Annotated in this window: 15 protein-coding genes; 3 read left to right on the top strand and 12 right to left on the bottom strand. The window is 73.8% G+C overall.

Features of this window, described 5'->3' with window-relative positions; all coding sequences use genetic code 11:
• Window positions 1–194 precede the first annotated feature (194 nt).
• Window positions 195–1,343, top strand: coding sequence for a winged helix DNA-binding domain-containing protein (locus IE124_RS01335; protein ID WP_189503891.1), 1,149 nt, complete (start codon window positions 195–197; stop codon window positions 1,341–1,343).
• 125 nt (window positions 1,344–1,468) lie between these two features.
• Here the strand turns inward: IE124_RS01335 and crcB (IE124_RS01330) are convergent, their stop codons facing one another.
• Window positions 1,469–1,822 (bottom strand): fluoride efflux transporter CrcB, encoded by a 354-nt coding sequence (gene crcB / locus IE124_RS01330; RefSeq protein WP_189503889.1) that lies wholly within the window; start codon window positions 1,820–1,822, stop codon window positions 1,469–1,471.
• Window positions 1,819–2,241, bottom strand: coding sequence for a fluoride efflux transporter CrcB (crcB, locus tag IE124_RS01325; RefSeq protein ID WP_189503887.1), 423 nt, complete (start codon window positions 2,239–2,241; stop codon window positions 1,819–1,821). The genes crcB (IE124_RS01330) and crcB (IE124_RS01325) overlap by 4 nt, the downstream gene beginning before the upstream one ends.
• 369 nt (window positions 2,242–2,610) lie before the next feature.
• Between crcB (IE124_RS01325) and IE124_RS01320 the strand changes: the two genes are divergently transcribed.
• Entirely contained in the window at window positions 2,611–3,870 is a 1,260-nt protein-coding gene (locus tag IE124_RS01320; RefSeq protein ID WP_189503885.1) for an IS701 family transposase, read from the top strand.
• A 58-nt stretch (window positions 3,871–3,928) separates the two neighbouring features.
• Here the strand turns inward: IE124_RS01320 and IE124_RS01315 are convergent, their stop codons facing one another.
• The 4 genes from IE124_RS01315 to IE124_RS01300 all read right to left on the bottom strand — a co-directional run bounded on the left by IE124_RS01315 (window position 3,929) and on the right by IE124_RS01300 (window position 9,517).
• A complete protein-coding gene (locus IE124_RS01315; protein WP_189504705.1) occupies window positions 3,929–5,953 on the bottom strand; it encodes a helix-turn-helix domain-containing protein in 2,025 nt (674 codons plus the stop codon).
• A 165-nt stretch (window positions 5,954–6,118) separates the two neighbouring features.
• Window positions 6,119–7,063 carry an AfsR/SARP family transcriptional regulator gene (locus IE124_RS01310; protein ID WP_189503883.1) on the bottom strand — a complete coding sequence of 315 codons (945 nt, stop codon included), beginning with the start codon at window positions 7,061–7,063 and terminating at the stop codon, window positions 6,119–6,121.
• A gap of 297 nt (window positions 7,064–7,360) precedes the next feature.
• Window positions 7,361–7,837 (bottom strand): anthrone oxygenase family protein, encoded by a 477-nt coding sequence (locus IE124_RS01305; RefSeq protein ID WP_189503881.1) that lies wholly within the window; start codon window positions 7,835–7,837, stop codon window positions 7,361–7,363.
• A 33-nt stretch (window positions 7,838–7,870) separates the two neighbouring features.
• Window positions 7,871–9,517 (bottom strand): vWA domain-containing protein, encoded by a 1,647-nt coding sequence (locus IE124_RS01300; RefSeq protein ID WP_189503879.1) that lies wholly within the window; start codon window positions 9,515–9,517, stop codon window positions 7,871–7,873.
• Window positions 9,518–9,732: 215 nt separating this feature from the next.
• Between IE124_RS01300 and IE124_RS01295 the strand changes: the two genes are divergently transcribed.
• On the top strand, window positions 9,733–10,452 hold the full coding sequence (locus tag IE124_RS01295) for a helix-turn-helix transcriptional regulator (protein WP_189503877.1): 720 nt from the start codon (window positions 9,733–9,735) through the stop codon (window positions 10,450–10,452).
• Between the two features lie 26 nt (window positions 10,453–10,478).
• Here IE124_RS01295 and IE124_RS01290 read toward each other — a convergent pair whose 3' ends face one another.
• The 6 genes from IE124_RS01290 to iolC form a co-directional block, all read right to left on the bottom strand.
• Window positions 10,479–11,354, bottom strand: coding sequence for an ABC transporter permease (locus tag IE124_RS01290; protein ID WP_189503874.1), 876 nt, complete (start codon window positions 11,352–11,354; stop codon window positions 10,479–10,481).
• The gene (locus IE124_RS01285) at window positions 11,351–14,098 is read right to left on the bottom strand and encodes a CocE/NonD family hydrolase (RefSeq protein ID WP_189503872.1); all 2,748 of its coding nucleotides are present in this window, start codon (window positions 14,096–14,098) and stop codon (window positions 11,351–11,353) included. The genes IE124_RS01290 and IE124_RS01285 overlap by 4 nt, the downstream gene beginning before the upstream one ends.
• Before the next feature lie 192 nt (window positions 14,099–14,290).
• Window positions 14,291–15,802, bottom strand: a complete 1,512-nt coding sequence (gene mmsA, locus IE124_RS01280; RefSeq protein WP_189503871.1) for a CoA-acylating methylmalonate-semialdehyde dehydrogenase — start codon at window positions 15,800–15,802, stop codon at window positions 14,291–14,293.
• Between the two features lie 14 nt (window positions 15,803–15,816).
• On the bottom strand, window positions 15,817–17,688 hold the full coding sequence (iolD, locus tag IE124_RS01275) for a 3D-(3,5/4)-trihydroxycyclohexane-1,2-dione acylhydrolase (decyclizing) (RefSeq protein ID WP_189503870.1): 1,872 nt from the start codon (window positions 17,686–17,688) through the stop codon (window positions 15,817–15,819).
• Complete coding sequence (gene iolB / locus IE124_RS01270) at window positions 17,685–18,479, bottom strand: 5-deoxy-glucuronate isomerase (protein ID WP_189504701.1); 795 nt, start codon at window positions 18,477–18,479, stop codon at window positions 17,685–17,687. Before iolB ends, iolD begins: the two co-directional genes overlap by 4 nt.
• 303 nt (window positions 18,480–18,782) lie before the next feature.
• Window positions 18,783–19,730: a 5-dehydro-2-deoxygluconokinase gene (gene iolC / locus IE124_RS01265; RefSeq protein ID WP_189504703.1), complete on the bottom strand. Its 948-nt coding sequence runs from the start codon at window positions 19,728–19,730 to the stop codon at window positions 18,783–18,785.
• Between the last annotated feature and the right edge of the window lie 122 nt (window positions 19,731–19,852).

Below are 19,852 nucleotides of genomic sequence, written 5' to 3'. Positions count from 1 at the left end.
GGGAGAGGACTGCGCCCCGGCCACGCCGGGACGGAGAGGGCGACAGTAAGGGAGCCGGAGGCACCGACCGTGACGTGGGCGGGCGGCTCCGGTGTCCGTAGGTGTGTCGAAGTCGCAGGCCTCGTCGTGGTGGTGGTCGATGCCATGGAGGGGAACGCTACGTGTTCCGGTCGGCCGGGAGTGAGAATCGGACCATGGTGATCACCACGCGCTCCCTCAACCGCTCCACCCTCGCGCGCCAGTTGCTCCTCGAACGGGCCCCGGTCGACGTCGAGGAGGCCCTGCGGCGGGTCGTCGCCCTCCAGGCGCAGCTGCCCGGTTCGCCGTACGTGGCCCTGTGGAACCGCGTCGCGGGCTTCGAACCGGACCTGCTCGACGGGGCGGTGGAGGAGTTCCGGGCGGTGCGGTCCACGCTGATGCGGCTCACGCTGCACCTGGTGCACGTCGAGGACTACCGGGCGTTCCGGGAGGGCATGGAGCCGACGCTGCGCGGTTCGCGGCTCGGCGACCCCCGGTTCAGGGCCGCCGGGTTCACGCCGGCCGACGCCGACGCGCTGCTGCCCGGGCTCCTCGCGTACGCCGAGCGCGCGCGGACCGGCGCCGAGATGCTGGGCCGTCTCGAAGAGGGCCGCGGCGGCCCGGTGGAGTCCGTGGTCTGGCGGATGATCCGGCAGTACGCGCCGCTGTGGCACGCCCCGACGGGACCGCCGTGGTCGTACGGCACGGCGCAGTCCTTCGTCACGGCGGCCGAACTGCCGGAGCACACCGATCCGGACGCGGTCGCCGCGGGTCTCGCGGTGCTCGTACGGCGCTATCTGGAGGGCTTCGGGCCGGCGTCGGTGGCGGACATCGCGCAGTTCTCGATGACTCAGCGGGGGCGGGTGCGCGGGGCCCTGGCGGCGCTCGACGGCCGGCTCGACGTCCTGGAAGGGCCCGAGGGAACGATCCTGTACGACGTGCCCGGGGCGGTCCGGCCCGACGGGGACGTGCCCGCCCCGCCCCGGTTGATGGCCATGTGGGACAGCATCCTGCTGGCGTACGCGGACCGCGGCCGCGTCATCCCGCCCGAGTACCGCAAGGCGGTGATCCGCGTGAACGGCGACGTCCTGCCGACGCTCCTCGTCGACGGGTACGTCGCCGGGGTCTGGCGGCCGGTCGACGGCGGCATCGAGGCCTCGGCGTTCCAGCCGCTGCCGGCGGAGGTCTGGGCGGAGCTGGCCGCGGAGGCGGAGGCGCTCGGCTCCTTCCTGGCGGGCCGGGATCCGCGGGTCTACCGGCGCTTCGACCACTGGTGGGCCAAGGGGCTGCCGGTGGTGGAGACGAAGGTCATCCCCATCCGTTGACCCACCCGCCGACCGGATGTACGGCCTGATCGAGGGCACGATCCAACGCGACGGCGTGCAGCCGGTGATCGCGACCAGCGACCTGGATCACCGCCTGAGATCCTGGTCACCGCCCGAGGTCCTGCCTAGAGCAGCCCGGCCGTCCGGACTCCCAGCCATACGGCTCCGAGTCCGGCGGCCAGGCTCCCCGCCACGTTCAGCACCGCGTACCCCTTCGCCCCGCCCTCGTACAGCTTCAGCGTCTCGTACGAGAAGGTGGAGTACGTGGTGAGGGCGCCGCACAGGCCGGTGGCCAGCAGCAGGTGCAGCCGCTCCGAGGAGACGCCGGTCAGCAGGCCCAGGACGAACGAGCCGACGACGTTCACCGCGAACGTGCCCCAGGGAAGGCGGAGGCCGAACCGGGTCTTCGCCGCCCTGTCGGTGAGGTAGCGCAAGGGCGCGCCGACGGCGGCGCCCGCCATCACCAGCAGCCAGTTCACGCGGGCGTCACCCGGACCGGTACGACCGCGCGGGTGACGGCGCCCCCCGCCCAGACGGCGGCGAGGGCGGCGATCAGGGTCGCCACCAGATAGAGAAGGCCCCGCGTGGGGTCGCCCGCGTCCAGCAGCAGCCGGGTGTCGAGCGCGTACGTCGAGAAGGTGGTGAACCCCCCGCAGAAGCCGGTGCAGAGGAACGGGCGGAGCAGCGGATGGGGAGCCACCCGGACGCGCGTCTCGGTGAGCAGCACCATGAGGACGCCGAGCGCGGCGCAGCCGACGGCGTTCACCGTGAGGGTCGTCCAGGGGAAGCCGTGGGCCGGAGTCGGCCAGAGGAGCGAGGCGCCGTAGCGGGCGGTCGCGCCGAGGGCCCCGCCGGCGGCGACGACCCCGACGACCCGTAGCTCTCCGCGCGTTCCCATGCCTCGAAGCCTAGGGGGTGTCGGAAAGTCGAGCGCGAGGCGCACAGGCGCGGTTCCCGGCCTGGGGCATTAACCGGGATCCGGCCCGTGCAGCCTCGCTCTGCGATGGTCCGGCCACTCCCTGCTACGGGTCAAAGCGGGGCCGGTGAGTCTGTCAGATCCCCCCTCGGGGTATTCCCGAGGACCCTCAGGGGGGTCCGGGGCCGGGTGCTGGGGGCCGCTGTGACCTGGGGTGATGTAGGGGGAGGTGGTCCGGCCACCATTCGGCGGCCGATTCGGGTGCCGGGTACACCTCGTGCCGGGAGACGGGTGCGGGCGACGGTGGTGGAGCAGCGGGAGGGAGCTGCGCAACCTTCGGGCAGGAGTGTCGTGAGTACATCCACCAAGCGCAGGGCCACCACCGGGGCCGTCTCGTCGTTGACGGTTCCCCGGAGTCTCGGCACGTCCGTCGGTGCGTCCGGCGCGGGCGAAGAGGCCTACGCCGAGCTGTGTTCCGCGCTCTTCTCCGGCTTCCCGCGCCGCGACCAGCGCCTGAAGGCCGAGCAGTACCTGTACGGCCTGCTCACCGCGCAGGGCCGCAAGTCGATCCGGAACATCGCCGCGCAGATAGGCGGCCCCGCCGCCGAGCAGAGCCTGCACCACTTCGTCTCCAGCTCCACCTGGGACTGGCAGCCCATGCGGGCCGCGCTCGCCCGGTTCCTGGAGCGGAACAGCTGCCCGCAGGCCTGGGTCGTCCGGCCGATGCCGATACCGAAGGCCGGGGAGCACTCGGTGGGCGTGGACCGGCGTTTCGATCCGGAGCGCGGTCAGGTCTTCCACGGCCAGCAGGCCTTCGGGGTGTGGTTCGCGAGCGACGAGCTGAGCGTTCCGGTCAACTGGCGTCTGTTCCTGCCGGACCCGTGGGTCAACGACCGCACGCGGCGCGACCGCGCGGAGGTTCCCCAGGAGGCCGGCGAGGAGACGCTGGAGGAGTGCGCGGTCGCCGCGGCGCTCGACACCGCCCGCTGGACGGACGTCACCCGCAAGCCGCTGCTGCTCGACATCCGCGGCGGCGCGGGCCGGGCGGCGCTCACCCGGCTCGCCGGGGCAGGGGTGCCGGTCGTGGCGCGGATCGGTCCGGGTTCGCGGCTGGCGATAGCGGACCGTTCGCTGCCGGGCTTCGGCGCGGGGCCGCTGTCGGCGGTGCAGATCCTGGAGTCGCTCAAGGGCCTGCGCAGGCCGGTGAGCTGGGTGGACACGGTGGCCGGTGTGCGGACCTCGCGGACCTCGCTCGCCACGGCCGTGCGGGTCGCGCTGCCCACGCCGGGCGGGGAGCGGATGCGGCCCCTGGTGCTGCTCGGCGAGTGGGACGACCCGCGGCGGGCCCCGGCCCGGGTGTGGATCAGCGATCTGACCCACTCCCCCGTCGGCTCGCTGCTGCGGCTGACCAAGCTCGCGCGCCGGGTGGAGCGGGACTTCGTGGAGGTCGGCGAGGGTGCGGGGCTGCGGGACTTCGTGGGCCGTTCGTTCCGCGGCTGGCACCGCCACATCACGCTGGCCTCGGCGGCCCACGCGGCGACGCTCCTGGCCTCCTCGGAATGGGACGCGGCCTACGACTCCGGTTACGCGTCGAGGCGCTCGGCGAGCTGACCGCGGGTCGGCCCGCCCGGCCGGGCACCGCGAGCCCGACCCGATCGGCAAGACACCCCTACGGGGCGGCCGGGCGGGTCGGGTCGGTGGTGGCACGGCCCCGGGCGAGGACCTCGCGGGTGCGCTGGAGGCGCAGGGCGAGCTGGACCTCCAGGACCTGGCCCGGCTTCTGCCACTCGGGGCCGAGGAGTTCACCGATCCGCTCCAGGCGGCGCGAGACCGTGTTGGGGTGGACGTGCAGCGCCTCGGCGGCGTTGGTCGGGCTGCCGCCGGAGGCGAAGTACGCCTCCAGGGTCCGCGTCAGATCGGTGAACCGCTCGGCGTCGTAGTCGAGTACGGGCCCGATCGCCCCCTCGACGAAACCCTCCACGTCGTGGTCGTCGGAGAGCAGCAGGCCGAGGAAGCCCAGGTCGTTCACGGAGGCGGCCGAACCGGTGCCGCCGAGGGCGCTCATCGCGTCGAGGCAGCGCCCGGCCTCCAGGTGCATGCGGCCGACGCCGTCCGGGCTGGTGGCGGGTCCGGCGGCGGCGACGGAGACGGGATGGCCGAGCAGCGGGGAGAGCTCGGCGGCGACGGCCTTGGCTGCGGCCGAGGCGTCGATGCCGGGCAGCAGCAGCACGATGCAGCCGCCCTGCACGGTCTTCAGGCCGGAGAGGCGGTACGCGTAGGAGGACGCCCACACGACGGCGCGGCCCTGCTCGCCGCCCTCGGGCCTGGCCAGCACGAGGACGTGCGGTCTGCGCAGGTCGACGCCGAGGCGGCGGGCCCGCTGCGCGATCTGCTGCGGCGCGTGCGGCGGGTCGGCGATGAGGTCGTCGAGGAGCTCGTCGCGGACGGGCCCTTCGGCGACGGCCGTGGAGCGCCGCATCAGGAGGAGGAAGGCGACGGACTGGGCGGCGAGTTCGAGGAGTCGCTCGTCCTCGCCGGTGAGCCCACTGGCGGCGCGGATCACCAGGCCGCCGAGGTCCTCGGAGCCCGCGATGACGGGCGCGACCCAGGTGTCGCCGTCGGCGGGGACCGGGCGGCGGCGGGCGTGCGCGTCGAGCGAGGCCTTGGCGACGGCCTCCTCGTCGAGTCCGGGGATGTCGCCGCCGGCGAGGGCGCGGCCGCCCTGGTCGCGGATGAGCACGGTCGCGTCGAGGGCGTCCCCGGCGGCCTTCGCCACGTTTCCGAGATCGCCGCCCGCGAGGACGAGGTTCATGATGCGGCTGTGGGCCTCGCTGACGTGCCGCATCCGGGTGAGGCTGGTCCGCACGCGGGAGCTGTCCCGCTCCAGCTCGGAGACCTCGGCGCGGGTGCGGTCGAGGAGTCCGGCCTTCTCGACGGCGAGGGCGGCGAGGTCGGCGAGCGCGGCGAGGAGGCCGAGCTCCTCGGAGGTGTGGTCGCGGACGCGCCGGTCCGCCCCGTACAGCACGCCGATCACGGCGTCGCCGCTGCGCAGCGGGGCGGCCATGATGGCGTGCAGCCCCTCGCCGCGGACGGCGGCCTCGGCGTCCTCGTCGAAGGCGGGGGCATGGACGCCGGCGTCGAGCGAGCCCGAGGGGGCGAAGCGCTCGTCGGCGAGGTAGTCGGCGGTCCAGACGGGCTCGCCGTGGAGCTGGACGGCGCCGCCGAGTCCGTACCCCTCGCTGATCCTGAACCCGGGGGCGAGGCGTGGTCCGGCCGTCCGGCCGGCGCTTTCGGGTCCGGTGCGGGCGCCCTCGGTGGTGTGGACGTAGCAGCTGCCGTGCGGTCCGCGCAGTGTCACGAACGCCATGTCGAGGCCGAGGAGCCGGCGCGCGCGGCGGGTGATGACGCGGAGCAGGCTGTCGAGGTCGTAGGAGAAGGTCAGGTCGCGCGCGGTGTCGGTGAGGGCGGTGAGTCCGGCCTCGCGGCGCGCGTCGTCCTCCCGGCCGGTGCGGACCTCGCCGGCGAGTTTCACCGCCCGCTCCAGCTGTTCCAGACCCTCACCGGAGAGGCCGGCCAGCCGGGCTTCGTCGAGAAGCGTCTCGAAGTGTGCGGACGGTGCCTGTCCGGCGAGCAGTTCGAGGACCGCGAGCAGCGCGTCGGCACCGCCGGCCGCGTCCGCGCCGTGCGAGGTCATGGTCTCCACCCCCGTAGTAGAGCGAAACAAGTCATGTCGACAGGAGGCCGACCGCGTCACCCTGTCCACCGGAGCCGGTCCGGCTTCGGGAGTCCGTCGACATCGTCCCGCCGCACGTCCACAACGGCGACCTGACGTACTTCGTTCCCGGAATCGCGCGTTCCCTCAGACGAGCGATCCCACGGGGACGGGACGGGGCCTTACGGGGGTGTACTGGGCGGGTATGTGGGCGGGTATGGGGGCGGATGCGTGCACGGCCGTCCGGGTGGGTGTCCAGGCGTGCGCGTGGGTGTCGAAGACGGAGCGCGCCGCGGTGTGCCGCAGGGTCAGGACCGAGCGGTGGAGCCGGCGCAGGCGTGCGGAGGGCTCCCCGCCGCTCTCCCCGGCGAGGGCCGCCTTCAGCCGCTCGTAGGCGGTGAGGGCCTCGTCGTGATGGCCGCAGCGCAGCAGTGCGACCAGGTAGTGGGCGTGGAGCGCTTCGTTGGTGCGGTAGCGGGCGACGAGTCCGGAGAGTTCGGAGACCAGCTCCGCGTGGTGACCGAGGCCGAGCTGGGCCTCGATCCACTGGTCGAGGACGCTCAGGCGGGACGCTTCGAGGCGCTCGATCTCGCGGCGGAGCCGGGGGCCGGCCGCGACGCCGGCGTACGGCTCGCCGCGCCACAGGGCTAGGGCCTCGCCGAGGCGGAGTGCGGCGCGCGGGAGGTCACCCGCGTCCATGGCCCGGTAGCCGGCGCCCGCGGCCCGCTCGAACTGCCAGACGTCGTGGACGCCGCCGCCGGTGTCGAGGCGGTAGCCGCCGGGCTGGGAGACGAGGACCGCGTCGGCGGTGCGCCGGTCGGACCAGCCGGGTCGGGTTTCGGCCGGGCCGTCGTCGCGGGTCAGCGCGGACGCGATGAGTCTTCGCAGCTCCGTTATATGGGACTGGAGTTCGGCCCGGGCGCCGCGCGGGGCGCCCGAGGGCCAGAGCTCCTCGGTCAGGACCGTCACGGGGACGACCTGGTCCGCGCTGGCGGTGAGCAGGGCGAGCAGTTGCCTCGGCGCGGCTGCCGTCGGGGTGATGGACGCGCCGTTCTCCCGTACCGACAGTCCCCCCAGGATCCGGACGTCCACCTTGCCCCCTCAGTGCCTGTGCGGTGTCTGCGCGCGGGTTGACCTTCGTTGATTAGAAAAGACCCCCGTAGGCATGTCAATAAGAAACCGTAGGGTACGGAAACCTGACCCGTGATATCGGGGTGCTTCACCCCATTTGAGGGGATATTTCGGCGTCAGGATTTCGTCACTGGCTTAGACCTTTACCCCTCGAAGGACTGTTTCAGGACTCGGGGGTACGCTTTCGCAGAGACCTTGCGGATGCCAGAGGGGTCCTCAACCGCTATTTCGCGCCAGAAACCGGCCAGCAGGTACGGTTCAGAGGACGGCGGCGGCGGTGAGCAGTCCGAACGCGACAACGATCAGCGCCGTACGGACTGCATGGAATCCGTTCCACCGCTTCTCGAAGGCGGCCCGCACCGCCGAGGGGTCCTCGTCGGCGCCGCCCGGGCGCTCCGACGCGGCGAGCGCCACGTTCAGCGGGACGTTCCCCGCGACGGTGACCAGGTGGTTGAGGGCCGCGCAGACGAGTCCCGCGAGCACGAGCCACTTCTGCGTGTCCGTGCGTCCGTCGACGGGGACGAAGAAGGCGGCGGCGGGGAACGCGACGACGCCGAGGAAGACGAGCAGGAAGACGGGCCTGGGGACGCATTCGTTGATCCGGCGCATCGCCGGGACGAACTCGGCGTCCGTCAGCCGGGCGAGGGCGGGCATGATCCCGGTCTGGAAGATCAGCATGAAACCGGCGTAGAGCCCGGTGCATCCGACGGCGAGGGCGAGCAGCAGGGTGGCCATGCGGCCATTCTGGCCCGCCACCCGCCCCGAGCGTCAGCTGTACGGGTCACCCGACCTCAACTCTCCCTCGCGGGAGGCTCCTTCACCCAGCTCCGCGGCCGATCCGAACAGCCGCAGGGCCTGCTCGATCGACTCGGCGAGCTCCCGTACCACCGCTGATCCCGAACGGGCGGCGATCGCCTCGGCCCGCTCGCCGAGGACCCGCAGCCCCGGGTCGCCCGGCAGGTCGCCGCCGCGCAGCGCGTCCGCGAAGTAGGCGGTGATCGCGGTCAGTTGGAGGCTGTCGTGGCCGCCGTCCCACAGCCCCGCACCGAGGGCCTCGACCGCGACCGTGCCGGAGCGTTCGTGGGGCGCGCGGGTCGCCGGGTCGAGCCAGCGGACCGTGGCGGTGGCGACCCGGCCCGTCGCCCCGGGCCGGGTCTTCACCGCGTACAGCGCGGTGACGGTGTGACCGGCACCGACCTCGCCGCCGTCCACCCGGTCGTCACGGAAGTCCTCGTCGGCGACCTCCCTGTCCTCGTAGCCGATCAGCCGGAAGCTCTCGACGGTCCGCCGGTCGAAGGCGACCTGCGCCTTGGCGTCGCGGGCGCGCAGCTCGACGTGGGCGGGCAGCTGGTCGACGAAGACCTTCCGGGCCTGCTCGGAGGTGGAGACGTACGTGGTGTGGCCGTCGCCCTTGTCGGCGAGGGTCTCCATGAACTCGTCGCCGTACTCGCTGCCCACCCCGACGCCGAAGAGCGTGATCCCGTGGGCCCTGCGCTCCTCGTCGATGCGGCGGAGGATCCCGTCCGCGTCGGTCTCGCCGGTGTTGGCGAGGGCGTCGGAGAGCAGCACGACCCGGTTGGTGGCGCCCTCGCGGCGGCCCTCGACGGCGACGTCGTATCCGGTGCGGACGCCGGCCTCGACGTTCGTCGACGAGGCCGTCGCCAGGGACTCCACGACCTCGCGGATGCGGCCCCGGGCCTCGCCGACGCGGGTCATGGGCAGCCGGGTCTCCGCCTCGTCGCTGAAGGTGACGAGGGCCATCGAGTCGTCGTCGCGGAGCTCGTCGGCGAGCAGCCGGAGGGACTCCTTGACCAGGTCGAGGCGCCCGGGCTCGTCCATCGAGCCGGAGATGTCGACGACGAAGGTGAGGGCGGCGGGCGGGCGTTCACCGCTCCGGTCCGCGCCGCGGGTGGCGAGCCCCACCCGGACCAGGGACCAGCCGTCCCGGCCGGTGCGGGCACCGTCGAGGCTCACACCGAAGCCGTTGTCCGCCGGACGCGGGTAGTCCGGGCGGAAGCTGTTGACGAACTCCTCCGGGCGCACGGTCGACGGGGCGGGCAGCCGGCCCTCGGCGAGGGTGCGGCGGGCGTAGCCGTACGAGGCGGTGTCCACGTCCAGCGCGAAGGTGGAGAGGTAGTCGGGGGCCGGCGGCCTGCTGCGCTGCTCGCCCTCCTCGGGCGCGGGCGCGTCGGCCCCCGGGGTCGCCGTTCCGGGGGCGACGTATCCGGGCTTCGTGGCCCCGCCGCCACCGGAGGCGCCCGGTGCGGTGCGGCCTCCCTCGGCGCGCGACACGTCCCGGGTCTCGCCCGACGCGCCGCAGCCGCCGACGGCCAGTCCGACGGCGAGCAGTCCCGCGATCGTGGTCCCGAACCGGGCCTGGCGGCGCCCTCGCGCCACCGCTTCCTGTCGACTCATGTCATCTCCCCCATTCGTAAGGCACTTGTGAATGTGACGAACGAAGGGCCCGGAGGGAGCCGTCGGATGAGTTGCGGATGGATCTCGATGTGACAACGGCGGCCGGAGCGGACGAGGGTGGCATGGATTCGCCATCCTTCTCAACAGGGCTTGTCACCGTGTGCAGTCGCATGCGTACATGGAGTGGACATCGGTCGGGCGGGGGTGGTTCAGCGGTGGCAGAGAGCGCGGGCTCCGTGATGCTCGCCCGTTCGGCGATGAACCGGGCCGCGACCGAGGGACAGCGGCCCGCGGGGCGCCCGGTCCGGGGCGCGCGGCGCATCAGTGCCGCGCTCGCCGGGCTGGCCGCTTCCACCCGGCACGAGCTGCTCACCTTCGACGACCCCGTCGCCTCCGCGGGCTGCGCGATCCCCGGGCCGTTCCTGGAGCTGGCGGGAGCGTGCATGCGGGCCGCGGCGGAGCGGGCCGACGAGGTCCGGCGGATCGTGCCGCGGCACGCCCTGCCCCGGCTGCAGAGCGGGCTCGGGATCCCCGGCCGGGCCAGGCTCGCGGACGCGATCCCGTTCAAGATGATCGTCGTGGACCGGACGGTGGCGGCGGTCCCGCTCGACCTGGAACTGCTGTACAACGGCCTGCTGCTGATCCGCGACCCGGTGGTGGTGCAGGCCCTCGTCCGGGCGCACCACGCCTGCTGGGCGGCGGCCGAGGAGCTGACGTACATACCGCCGCCGGCTCCCCCGCGGCGCGATCTCGCGCCGCAGCTGCGGCCGGTCCTCGACGCGCTCCTGTCGGGGCTCACGGACGAGACGGCGGCGGCCCGGCTCGGCATGTCCGCGCGGACGTACAGCCGGCGGGTGGGCGAGCTGATGGCCGCCCTCGGCACGACGAGCCGCTTCCGCGCGGGCGCGGAAGCGGCTCGAAGGGGGTGGGTGTGAGAGCCCGATGAGGCCGTAGGGGGCTGCTAAGAGACGACGTCCTTGCGGGCGAAGCCGCGGAAGGCGAGGGCGAAGAGGACCACGGCGTACGTCACGGAGATCGCCGCTCCCTTGACCATGCCGCCCCACTCCAGCTGCGGCTGGAGCGCGTCGATCCAGGCGAACTGCCAGTGCGCGGGCAGGAAGTCGCGCCAGTCGCCGAGCGCCGTGACGGCGTCCAGGACGTTGCCGACGATGGTCAGTCCGACGGCGCCGCCCACCGCGCCGAGCGGGGCGTCGGTGCGGGTGGAGAGCCAGAAGGCGAGCCCGGCGGTGACCAGTTGGGAGACGAAGACGAACGCGACGGCGATGCCGATGCGCAGCACCGCGTCCATGGCGGGCACGGAGCCGCCCGTCGGCAGCTGGAGCGGCCCCCAGCCGTAGGCGACCGTGCCCGCGGCGAGGGCCACGAGCGGCAGGAGGAGCATCGCGGCCGCGCTGTAGCCGAGCGCCACGGCCAGCTTCGAGGCGAGGAGCCGGGAGCGGGGCACGGGCGCGGCCAGTAGGTAGCGCAGTGAGGACCAGCTCGCCTCGGAGGCGACGGTGTCGCCGCAGAAGAGCGCGACGGGGATGACGAGGAGGAAGCCGGCCGAGACGAAGAGGCAGGTCGCGGCGAAGTTGGCGCCGGAGGCCGTCGCCGTGTCCATGAGGGTGATCCGGCCGTTGCGGTCGCCGTCCCCGGCCCCGCCGATCGCGAAGGCGGCGATCAGGACGAAGGGCAGGGCGACGAGGATCCCGCCCATGATCAGGGTGCGGCGCCGCTTCCACTGCCGCAGGGCTTCGACGCGCAGCGGCAGGGTGCGTCCGGCCCGGTAGCCGGGGGCGGAGTCCGCCGCGCCCGTGAGGGTGCTGGTGGTGCTCATGCGGATCCTCCTCCGATCAGGGTCAGGAAGGCGTCTTCGAGGCGCCGGTGCGGTCCGACCCCCGTCAGCGGCACGTCCAGGCGGACGAGGTCGCCGATGAGGGCGGTCGCGTCCGCCCCGTCGAGGCGGACGAGGAGCCCGCCGTCGGCGCGGACGGCGGAGTCGACGCCCGGGAGGGCGCCGATCTTCTCGACGAGCGGGTCGTCGACCTCGCCTGCCAGGGTCACGAGCAGGGTGTCGCCGGAACCGGTGATCTCGGCGACCGGCCCGGCCTGGACGAGCTGTCCCCGGTCCATGACGACGAGGTGCGTGCAGGACTGCTCGACCTCCGCGAGGAGGTGGCTGGAGACGATGACGGTCCGGCCCTCGGCCGCGTACCGGATCATCACCTCGCGCATCTCGCGGATCTGCGGCGGGTCGAGGCCGTTGGTCGGCTCGTCGAGGATGAGCAGGTCCGGCAGGCCGAGCATGGCCTGGGCGATGGCGAGGCGCTGCCGCATGCCCTGCGAGTAGGTCCGCACGGCGCGTTCGAGGGCGCTGCCCAGGTTGGCGATCCGCAGGGCGTCGTCGACGTGGGCGTCCTCGGCGGGCCGGCCGGTGGCCTTCCAGTACAGCTCCAGGTTCTCCCGGCCGGAGAGGTGCGGCAGGAAGCCGGCGCCCTCGACGAAGGAGCCGACCCGGGAGAGGACCGGGGCGCCGGGGCGGATGGCCTGGCCGAAGATCCGGATCTCGCCCTCGTCGGGCCGGATGAGGCCCATCAGCATGCGCAGGGTGGTGGTCTTGCCGGCGCCGTTCGGGCCGAGGAGCCCGAGGACCTGGCCCTGCTCCACGCGGAAGGAGAGGTCACGGACGCTGTACCTGTCGCCGCCCGCGTACTTCTTGGAGAGTCCGGTGATCTGGAGCGGTACGGAGGTGAGCTCCGGGTCCGGCGCGGGGGCGGTCGTGCGGCGGCGGGCGGTCAGGAGCAGGGCGGCGGCGACGGCGAGGCCGAGGAGCGGCAGACCCCAGACCCACCAGGGCAGCGCGGCGGCCTGGGTGTCGACGCCGGGCGCGGTCGGGACGGTGAGCGGGCCCTCGACGGCGACGGTGTAGCCGGCCGGGACGGCCGGGGAGGCGTAACCGAGGTCGGTGGCGGCGAGGACGAGGCGCAGCCTGTGCCCGGCCTCCACCTCGTGGTCGATCGCGGGCAGGGTCAGGGTGACGCTGCGTCCGGCCTTGGCGTCCTCGACGCGGACGGGGGTGACGAGCTGGGAGGGCAGCACTTGCTGCCGTCCGTCGGGCCCGACGTCGTACACCTTGGCGAAGAGGACGGCGGAGCCGTCGGCCGCGGTGGAGGTGACCTTGACGCGGACGGTCGGGGTGCCGGTGATCCGGACAGCCCCGGTCTGCGGCTTCGCGTCGAAGCGGGCGAACTGGCCGGGGAAGTCGAGGGAGAGACCGACGCCGAGGGAGGAGAGACCGGAGAGGCCGCCGCCGAGGCCGGGGACCGCGGAGATGGCGGGCGGTGCGGCGCCGGCCGGGTTGGCGAAGGTCTGCGGCGGTCCGGCCAGGGCGTAGCTCTTCGTGGCGGCGGTGAGTCCCGGGTAGCGGTCGGCGGTCGCGGCCCGCAGGGTGGCCTGTCCGTCGGTGGAGTCGACGCCGCCGGTGCGGCTGACGCGGAAGGCGGGGCCGGTGTCGGTGGCGGTGTCGCGCTTCAGCCAGCGGTCGAACCAGGTGCTGATCCGCCGCTCGACCCGCTCGGCCTCGCGGTCTCCGCCGTCGTGGCCGCCGGCGGTCCAGTCGACGGCGACGGGGGCGCCGTTGGCGGTGAGGGTGCGGGCCATGGCGTCGGACTGGGCGAGGGTGAAGAGGGAGTCGGACTGGCCCTGCACGATGAGCGCGGGCACCTTGATCCGGTCGCCGACGGCGGAGGGGCTGCGGGCTTCGAGGAGCGCGCGGGCGGCGGCGTCGGGCTTTCCGCTGACGGCGACGCGCTGGTAGAGCGAGCAGAGTTCGGCGGTGAAGCGACCGCAGCCGGCGGCCTTGGCCGCGCCCGGCTGACCGGCCGCGGCCGACCGGTTCGCCGCGCCCGGCTGGTCGGCCGCGCCCGGCTGGTCGGCCGCGCCCGGCTGGTTCGGTGCACCGGGCTGGTTCGGCGCACCCGGCTGGTTGCCCGCGGAGAAGAAGATCCCCGCCCAGAGCTTCTTGAAGACGTCGTTCGGGAAGAGGGCGTCCGCGAGGTTCCAGTAGGTGATCTGGGGGGCGATGGCGTCGACGCGCGGGTCGTGGCCCGCGGCGAGCAGGGAGATCGCGCCGCCGTAGGAGGCGCCGGTGACGCCGACGCGCGGGTCGCCGGACTTGTCGAGGAGGACCTCGGGGCGGGCCGCGAGCCAGTCGATCAGCTTCCGGACGTCCGCGACCTCGCGGTCGGGGTCGTTGAGCCCGATCTCCCCGGTGGAGGCGCCGAAGCCGCGGGCGGACCAGGTGAGGACGGCGTAACCGTCGCGGGCGAGCTGCTCGGCCTGGGCGCGGACGTCGTTCTTGGAGCCGCCGAAGCCGTGGCCGAGGAGGACGGCGGGGCGCCGGCCGTCTCCGCCGCTCGTGAAGTACGAGGTGTCGAGCCGTACACCGTCGATGTCGAGCGCCCGGTCCGCGCGGTGCACGGGCGGCGGTTCGTCGGAGGCGACGGCGGTCCAGGTGCCGGCACCCGCGAGGACGGCGAGGACGGCGGTGACCGCGGCCCACCGGGGAAGTCGGAGTCGCATGGGTCGAGCCTAAGCGGACCGGCCCCGGCGGCACCGCTCTCCTCAGGGGGAGGCTCCCGACCTCCTGGGGTCGTACGGCCGGCCGCCGCGTACAGCGAACGCAGTATCCGGTGACGACGGCCCCCGGGGTGCGGCGGTACGCACCCCGGGGGCCGTTCGGCGACTGCGGCGCGGCCGGGGCCGCGCCACGCGTCAGTGGTTGCGGGGGAAGCCCAGGTCCACGCCCGCCGGGGCGTCGGACGGGTCCGGCCAGCGGGTGGTGACGACCTTGCCGCGCGTGTAGAAGTGCACGCCGTCGTTGCCGTAGATGTGGTGGTCGCCGAAGAGCGAGTCCTTCCAGCCACCGAAGGAGTGGTAGCCCACCGGCACCGGGATCGGCACGTTGACGCCGACCATGCCGGCCTCGACCTCCATCTGGAAGCGGCGGGCCGCTCCGCCGTCACGGGTGAAGATCGCGGTGCCGTTGCCGAAGCGCGAGCCGTTGATGAGGGCGAGGCCCTCCTCGTACGTCTCGGCGCGCAGCACGCAGAGCACCGGGCCGAAGATCTCGTCCTGGTAGGCCGCGGCCGTCGTCGGCACGTGGTCCAGGAGGGACAGGCCGATCCAGTGGCCGTTCTCGTGGCCCTCGACCGTGTAGCCGGTGCCGTCGAGGACGACCTCGCAGCCCTCGTCCGCCGCGCCGGTGACGTAGGAGGCCACCTTGTCGCGGTGGACGGCCGTGATGAGCGGGCCCATCTCCGAGGTCGGGTCGGTGCCGGGACCGATCTTGATCTTCTCGGCGCGCTCGCGGATCTTCTGGACCAGCTCGTCGCCGATCGAGCCGACGGCCACGACCGCCGAGATCGCCATGCAGCGCTCGCCGGCGGAGCCGTACGCCGCCGAGACGGCCGCGTCCGCCGCCGCGTCGAGGTCGGCGTCCGGGAGGACCAGCATGTGGTTCTTCGCGCCGCCGAGCGCCTGGACGCGCTTGCCGTTGGCGGAGGCGGTGGTGTGGATGTGGCGGGCGATCGGGGTCGAGCCCACGAAGGAGATCGCGGAGACGTCCGGGTGCTCCAGGAGGCGGTCCACGGAGACCTTGTCGCCGTTCAGGACGTTGAAGACACCGTCCGGGAGGCCCGCCTCGGCGAGCAGCTCGGCGATCTTCAGGGCCGGCGACGGGTCCTTCTCGCTCGGCTTGAGGATGAAGGTGTTGCCGGTCGCGATGGCGATCGGGAACATCCACATCGGCACCATGGCCGGGAAGTTGAAGGGCGTGATGCCCGCGACGACGCCCACCGGCTGGCGGATCGAGGCCACGTCCACGCGGTTCGACACCTGGGTGGAGAGCTCGCCCTTGAGCTGGACGGTGATGCCGCAGGCCAGGTCGACGATCTCCAGGCCGCGGGCGACCTCGCCGAGCGCGTCCGAGTGGACCTTGCCGTGCTCGGCGACGATCAGCTCGGCGATCGCGTCGCGGTTGGCGTCGAGCAGGGCGCGGAACTTGAAGAGGATCGTGGTGCGCTGCGCGAGGGACGAGGTGCCCCAGGTCGCGAAGGCGTCCTTGGCGGCGGCGACGGCGGCGTCCACCTCCTCGACGGAGGCGAGCGCGACACGGGTGGTCACGGCGCCGGTGGCCGGGTCGGTGACCGGGCCCCAGTTGCCCGACGTGCCCTCGACGGCCTTGCCACCGATCCAGTGGTTGACAGTCTTGACGGTGTTCGTCATGACGAGATGCTCCTTCAGAGATGGCGGCGTCGGGCGGTGACGTGCCGGTCGTACTCCTCGCGGGCCTTGACCGCCGACGGGCGGGTCGACGTCTCGGCCACGGGCACATCCCACCATGCCTGGGCCGGGGGCGGGCCCGACACTGTGTCTGCCGTTTCGGTCTCGACGTAGACACATGTGGGAACCGTCGCCGCCCGTGCGTCCGCGAGGGCTTCCCGCAGGTCACGCACGGTGCGGGGGCGCAGCACGCGCATGCCGAGGGAGGCGGCGTTGGCTCCGAGGTCGACGGGGAGCGGCGCGCCGGTGAAGGTGCCCTCCGCGTCCCGGTGGCGGTAGTCGGTGCCGTACCGCTCGGCGCCGACGGCCTCCGAGAGGCCGCCGATGGAGGCGTACCCGTGGTTCTGCAGGATGACCAGCCGCAGCGGCAGCCGCTCCTGCACGGCGGTGACGATCTCGGTGGGATTCATCAGGTACGTACCGTCGCCGACGAGCGCCCAGACGGGCCGGCCGGGCGCGGCGAGCAGGACGCCGAGGGCGGCGGGGATCTCGTAGCCCATGCAGGAGTAGCCGTATTCGACGTGGTACTGGTCCGTGGAGCGGGTCCGCCACAGCTTGTGGAGGTCGCCGGGGAGGGAGCCGGCGGCGTTGATCAGGATGTCGCTGCCGTCGACCAGAGTGTCGAGTACGCCGAGGACCTGGGCCTGGGTGGGCCGGGCGTCCTCGTCGGGGGTGGCGTAGGCGGCGTCGACACGGTTCCGCCAGCGGAGCTTCTCCTCGGCGTACTCGTGGACGTAGTGCTCGGTGACGTGGTGCGGCTCCAGGAGCGAGTGGAGCTGTTCGAGGCCCTCGCGGGCGTCCGCGACGAGTGGGAGCGCGGCCAGCTTGTGGGAGTCGAAGGCGGCGACGTTGAGGTTGACGAACCGGACGTCGGGGTGGCCGAAGAGGGTGCCGGAGGCGGTGGTGAAGTCGGTCCAGCGGGTGCCGACGCCGATGACCACGTCGGCGGTGCGGGCCAGGTGGTCGGCGACGGCGGTGCCGGTGTGTCCGATACCGCCGACGTCCTGGGGGTGGTCGTGCGGCAGCGACCCCTTGCCGGCCTGGGTGGAGGCGACCGGAATGCCGGTCAGCGCGGCGAAGTCGTGGAGCGCCTCCTCGGCCCCGCTGTACCGCACGCCGCCGCCGGCGACGATCAGCGGACGGGTGGCCCGGGCGATCGCCGCGACCGCCGCGTCCAGTTCCGCCTCGTCCGGGGAGGGGCGGCGGACCCGCCAGACCCGCTCGGCGAAGAACTCCTCCGGCCAGTCGTACGCCTCCGCCTGGACGTCCTGGGGCAGGGCGAGGGTCACCGCGCCGGTCTCCGCCGGGTCGGTGAGGACCCGCACGGCGGCGAGCGCGGCCGGCACGAGGGCCTCGGGCCGTCCGATGCGGTCGAAGTAGCGGGAGACGGGCCGCAGGCAGTCGTTGACCGACACGTCGCCGGTGTGGGGGAGTTGGAGCTGTTGCAGCACGGGATCGGCGGGGCGGGTCGCGAAGGTGTCGCCGGGGAGGAGCAGGACCGGCAGGTGGTTGATCGTGGCGAGGGCGGCGCCCGTGACGAGGTTGGTGGCGCCGGGGCCGATGGAGGTGGTGACGGCGTGCGCGGAGAGCCGGTTGGACTGGCGGGCGTAGCCCACGGCCGCGTGCACCATGGCCTGTTCGTTGCGGCCCTGGTGGAAGGGCATGCGCTCGGCGTCCTCGACCAGCGCCTGGCCGATCCCGGCGACGTTGCCGTGGCCGAAGATGCCCCAGGTGGCGGCGATCAGCCTGCGTCGTTCGCCGTCGCGCTCCGTGTACTGGGCGGCGAGGAAGCGGACGAGGGCCTGGGCGACGGTCAGCCGGATGCTCATGCGTACCCCTCCGTGTGGTCCGGATGGAAGGAGATCTTCCACTCCCGCTCCGCGCCGGGGCCCGCCATGACGTTGAGGTAGTAGAGATCGTGACCCGGCTGGGCGATCGACGGCCCGTGCCAGCCGTCCGGTACGAGGACGGCGTCGCCGTCCCGGACCTCGGCGAGGAGCTCGGCTCCGCCCGGCCGGGAGGGCGAGATCCGCTGGTAGGCGAGGCCGTGCGGGCCGGCGATCTCGTAGTAGTAGATCTCCTCCAGGACGGACTCGGTGCCCGGGCGGTGCTCGTCGTGCTTGTGGGGCGGGTAGGAGGACCAGTTCCCGCCGGGGGTGACGACCTCGACGGCGATCAGCCGGTCGCAGGCGAAGGCGCCTGCGGCGGCGAAGTTCCGCACCTGGCGGGCGCGGTTGCCGCTGCCCCGCGTCTCGACGGGAACCTCCGGCGCGGGGCCGTAGCGGGCGGGGAGTCGTCGCTCGCACTTCGCTCCTGCCAAAGCGAAGCGGCCTCCCGCGCCGGAGGCGATCTGGGCGTGGGCGTCGCGCGGTACGTAGGCGAAGTCGGTCACGGCCGTGAACACGCTGTCGCGGCCGAGGAGTTCGAGGACTTCGCCGTCGACGCGCACGCTACAGGCACCGGCGAGGGGAAGCACGACCCATTCGGAATCCCCGCTCTCGAAGGAGTGGGTCTCCCCCGGCCCGAGGGTGAGCACCCGCAGGGCGGAGTGCTCCCAGCCGGCCTGCTTCGGGTCGACGCGGAGCGCGTACGGCCCGTGGGCGGCGGAGCCGGCGGGCAGATGGAGACGCGCGGCGCGGGAGGTGCCGGGGGTGAGGTCGGAGACGGGGTCAGGGGTGGAGCCGGGCGCGGGCTCCGGGGTGGCGCCGGGAGCGGGCTCCGGGGTGGCGCCGGGAGCGGGCTCCGGGGTGGCGCCGGGAGCGGGCTCCGGGGTGGCGCCGGGAGCGGGCTCCGGGGTGGCGCCGGGAGCGGGCTCCGGGGTGGCGCCGGGAGCGGGCTCCGGGGTGGAGCCGGAGGCGGGCTCCGGGGTGGTGCTGGGGGTGAGGTCGGAGGTGGGGTCGTGCGCGGGAATCATGGCGGATCCCTACCCCCTTTCCGGGATCGTTCCCGTGCCCGCGGCGAGCGCCTCGGCGATCTCCTCCGCGTACGGCATGGCGGACGAGCAGGCGAGGCGGCCCGCGACGATCGCGCCGGCGGCGTTGGCGTGGCGCAGGATCCGTTCGAGGTCCCAGCCGGCGAGGAGGCCGTGGACGAGCGCCCCGCCGAAGGCGTCGCCCGCGCCGAGCCCGTTGACGACCTCCACGGGCAGCGGCGGCACCTCGGCGGACGTGCCGTCGGCGGCGAGCGCGAGGACGCCCTCGGGCCCCTGCTTCACGACGGCGAGCCGGACCGTGCCGGTGGCGAGCAGCGCGCGGGCGGCGGCGTGCGGATCGCGCTCCCCGGTGGCGACCTCGCACTCGTCGAGGTTGCCGACGGCGACGGTCGCGTGGCGCAGGGCCTCGGCGTAGTGCGGGCGGGCCTCGGCCGGGTCCGTCCAGAAGACGGGCCGCCAGTCCAGGTCGAGGACCGTCACCTCCCGGCCGGACCGGGCGCGCAGGGCCTCCAGGGTCGCGGCGCGGCTCGGTTCGGCGCAGAGGCCGGTGCCGGTCGCCCAGAAGACCCGGGCGGCGCGGATCGCCGCGAGGTCGAGCTCGTGCGGGTGGATCTCCAGGTCGGGGGCCTTGGGCCGGCGGTAGAAGTGGAGCGGGAAGTCGTCGGGCGGGAAGAGCTCGCAGAAGGTGACGGGGGTGGGGTAGGCCGCGACCTCGGTCACCCAGCGGTCGTCCACGCCGAAGCGCTTGAGGTCGTGGTGGAGCGCGGTGCCGAAGGGGTCGGCGCCGGTGCGGGAGACGAGGGCGGTGCGGCGGCCGAGCCGGGCGGCGGCGACGGCCACGTTGGCCGGGGAGCCGCCGAGGAACCGCCCGAAGGTCTCGACGCGGTCGAGCCCGACGCCGCTCTGCAGCGGGTACAGGTCCACGCCGAGGCGCCCCATGGTGATCAGCTCGTACGGCTCCGTCTCCACGCGCCACCTTTCGCCTCCGGCCCCGCCCTCAGGTCTAGTCGGCCGTCCGGAGGCGTGTCAACGACATGTCCGGACATTCGGACGCGGGGCGG

The sequence above is a fragment of the Streptomyces narbonensis genome, assembly GCF_014649015.1.
Classification (GTDB): domain Bacteria; phylum Actinomycetota; class Actinomycetes; order Streptomycetales; family Streptomycetaceae; genus Streptomyces; species Streptomyces narbonensis.
The sequence above is the reverse complement of the archived record's forward strand: the minus strand, read 5'-3'. Positions and strand labels throughout refer to the sequence as shown.

Excerpts from the sequence above, each read along its gene's own strand:
- crcB (WP_189503887.1), bottom strand. The coding sequence starts at position 2,241 with ATGGGAACGCGCGGAGAGCTACGGGTCGTCGGGGTCGTCGCCGCCGGC.
- IE124_RS01285 (WP_189503872.1), bottom strand. The coding sequence starts at position 14,098 with ATGCGACTCCGACTTCCCCGGTGGGCCGCGGTCACCGCCGTCCTCGCC.
- IE124_RS01290 (WP_189503874.1), bottom strand. The coding sequence starts at position 11,354 with ATGAGCACCACCAGCACCCTCACGGGCGCGGCGGACTCCGCCCCCGGC.
- IE124_RS01305 (WP_189503881.1), bottom strand. The coding sequence starts at position 7,837 with ATGGCCACCCTGCTGCTCGCCCTCGCCGTCGGATGCACCGGGCTCTAC.
- iolD (WP_189503870.1), bottom strand. The coding sequence starts at position 17,688 with ATGAGCATCCGGCTGACCGTCGCCCAGGCCCTCGTCCGCTTCCTCGCC.
- iolC (WP_189504703.1), bottom strand. The coding sequence starts at position 19,730 with ATGGGGCGCCTCGGCGTGGACCTGTACCCGCTGCAGAGCGGCGTCGGG.
- IE124_RS01315 (WP_189504705.1), bottom strand. The coding sequence starts at position 5,953 with ATGACCTCGCACGGCGCGGACGCGGCCGGCGGTGCCGACGCGCTGCTC.
- IE124_RS01300 (WP_189503879.1), bottom strand. The coding sequence starts at position 9,517 with ATGAGTCGACAGGAAGCGGTGGCGCGAGGGCGCCGCCAGGCCCGGTTC.
- mmsA (WP_189503871.1), bottom strand. The coding sequence starts at position 15,802 with ATGACGAACACCGTCAAGACTGTCAACCACTGGATCGGTGGCAAGGCC.
- IE124_RS01335 (WP_189503891.1), top strand. The coding sequence starts at position 195 with ATGGTGATCACCACGCGCTCCCTCAACCGCTCCACCCTCGCGCGCCAG.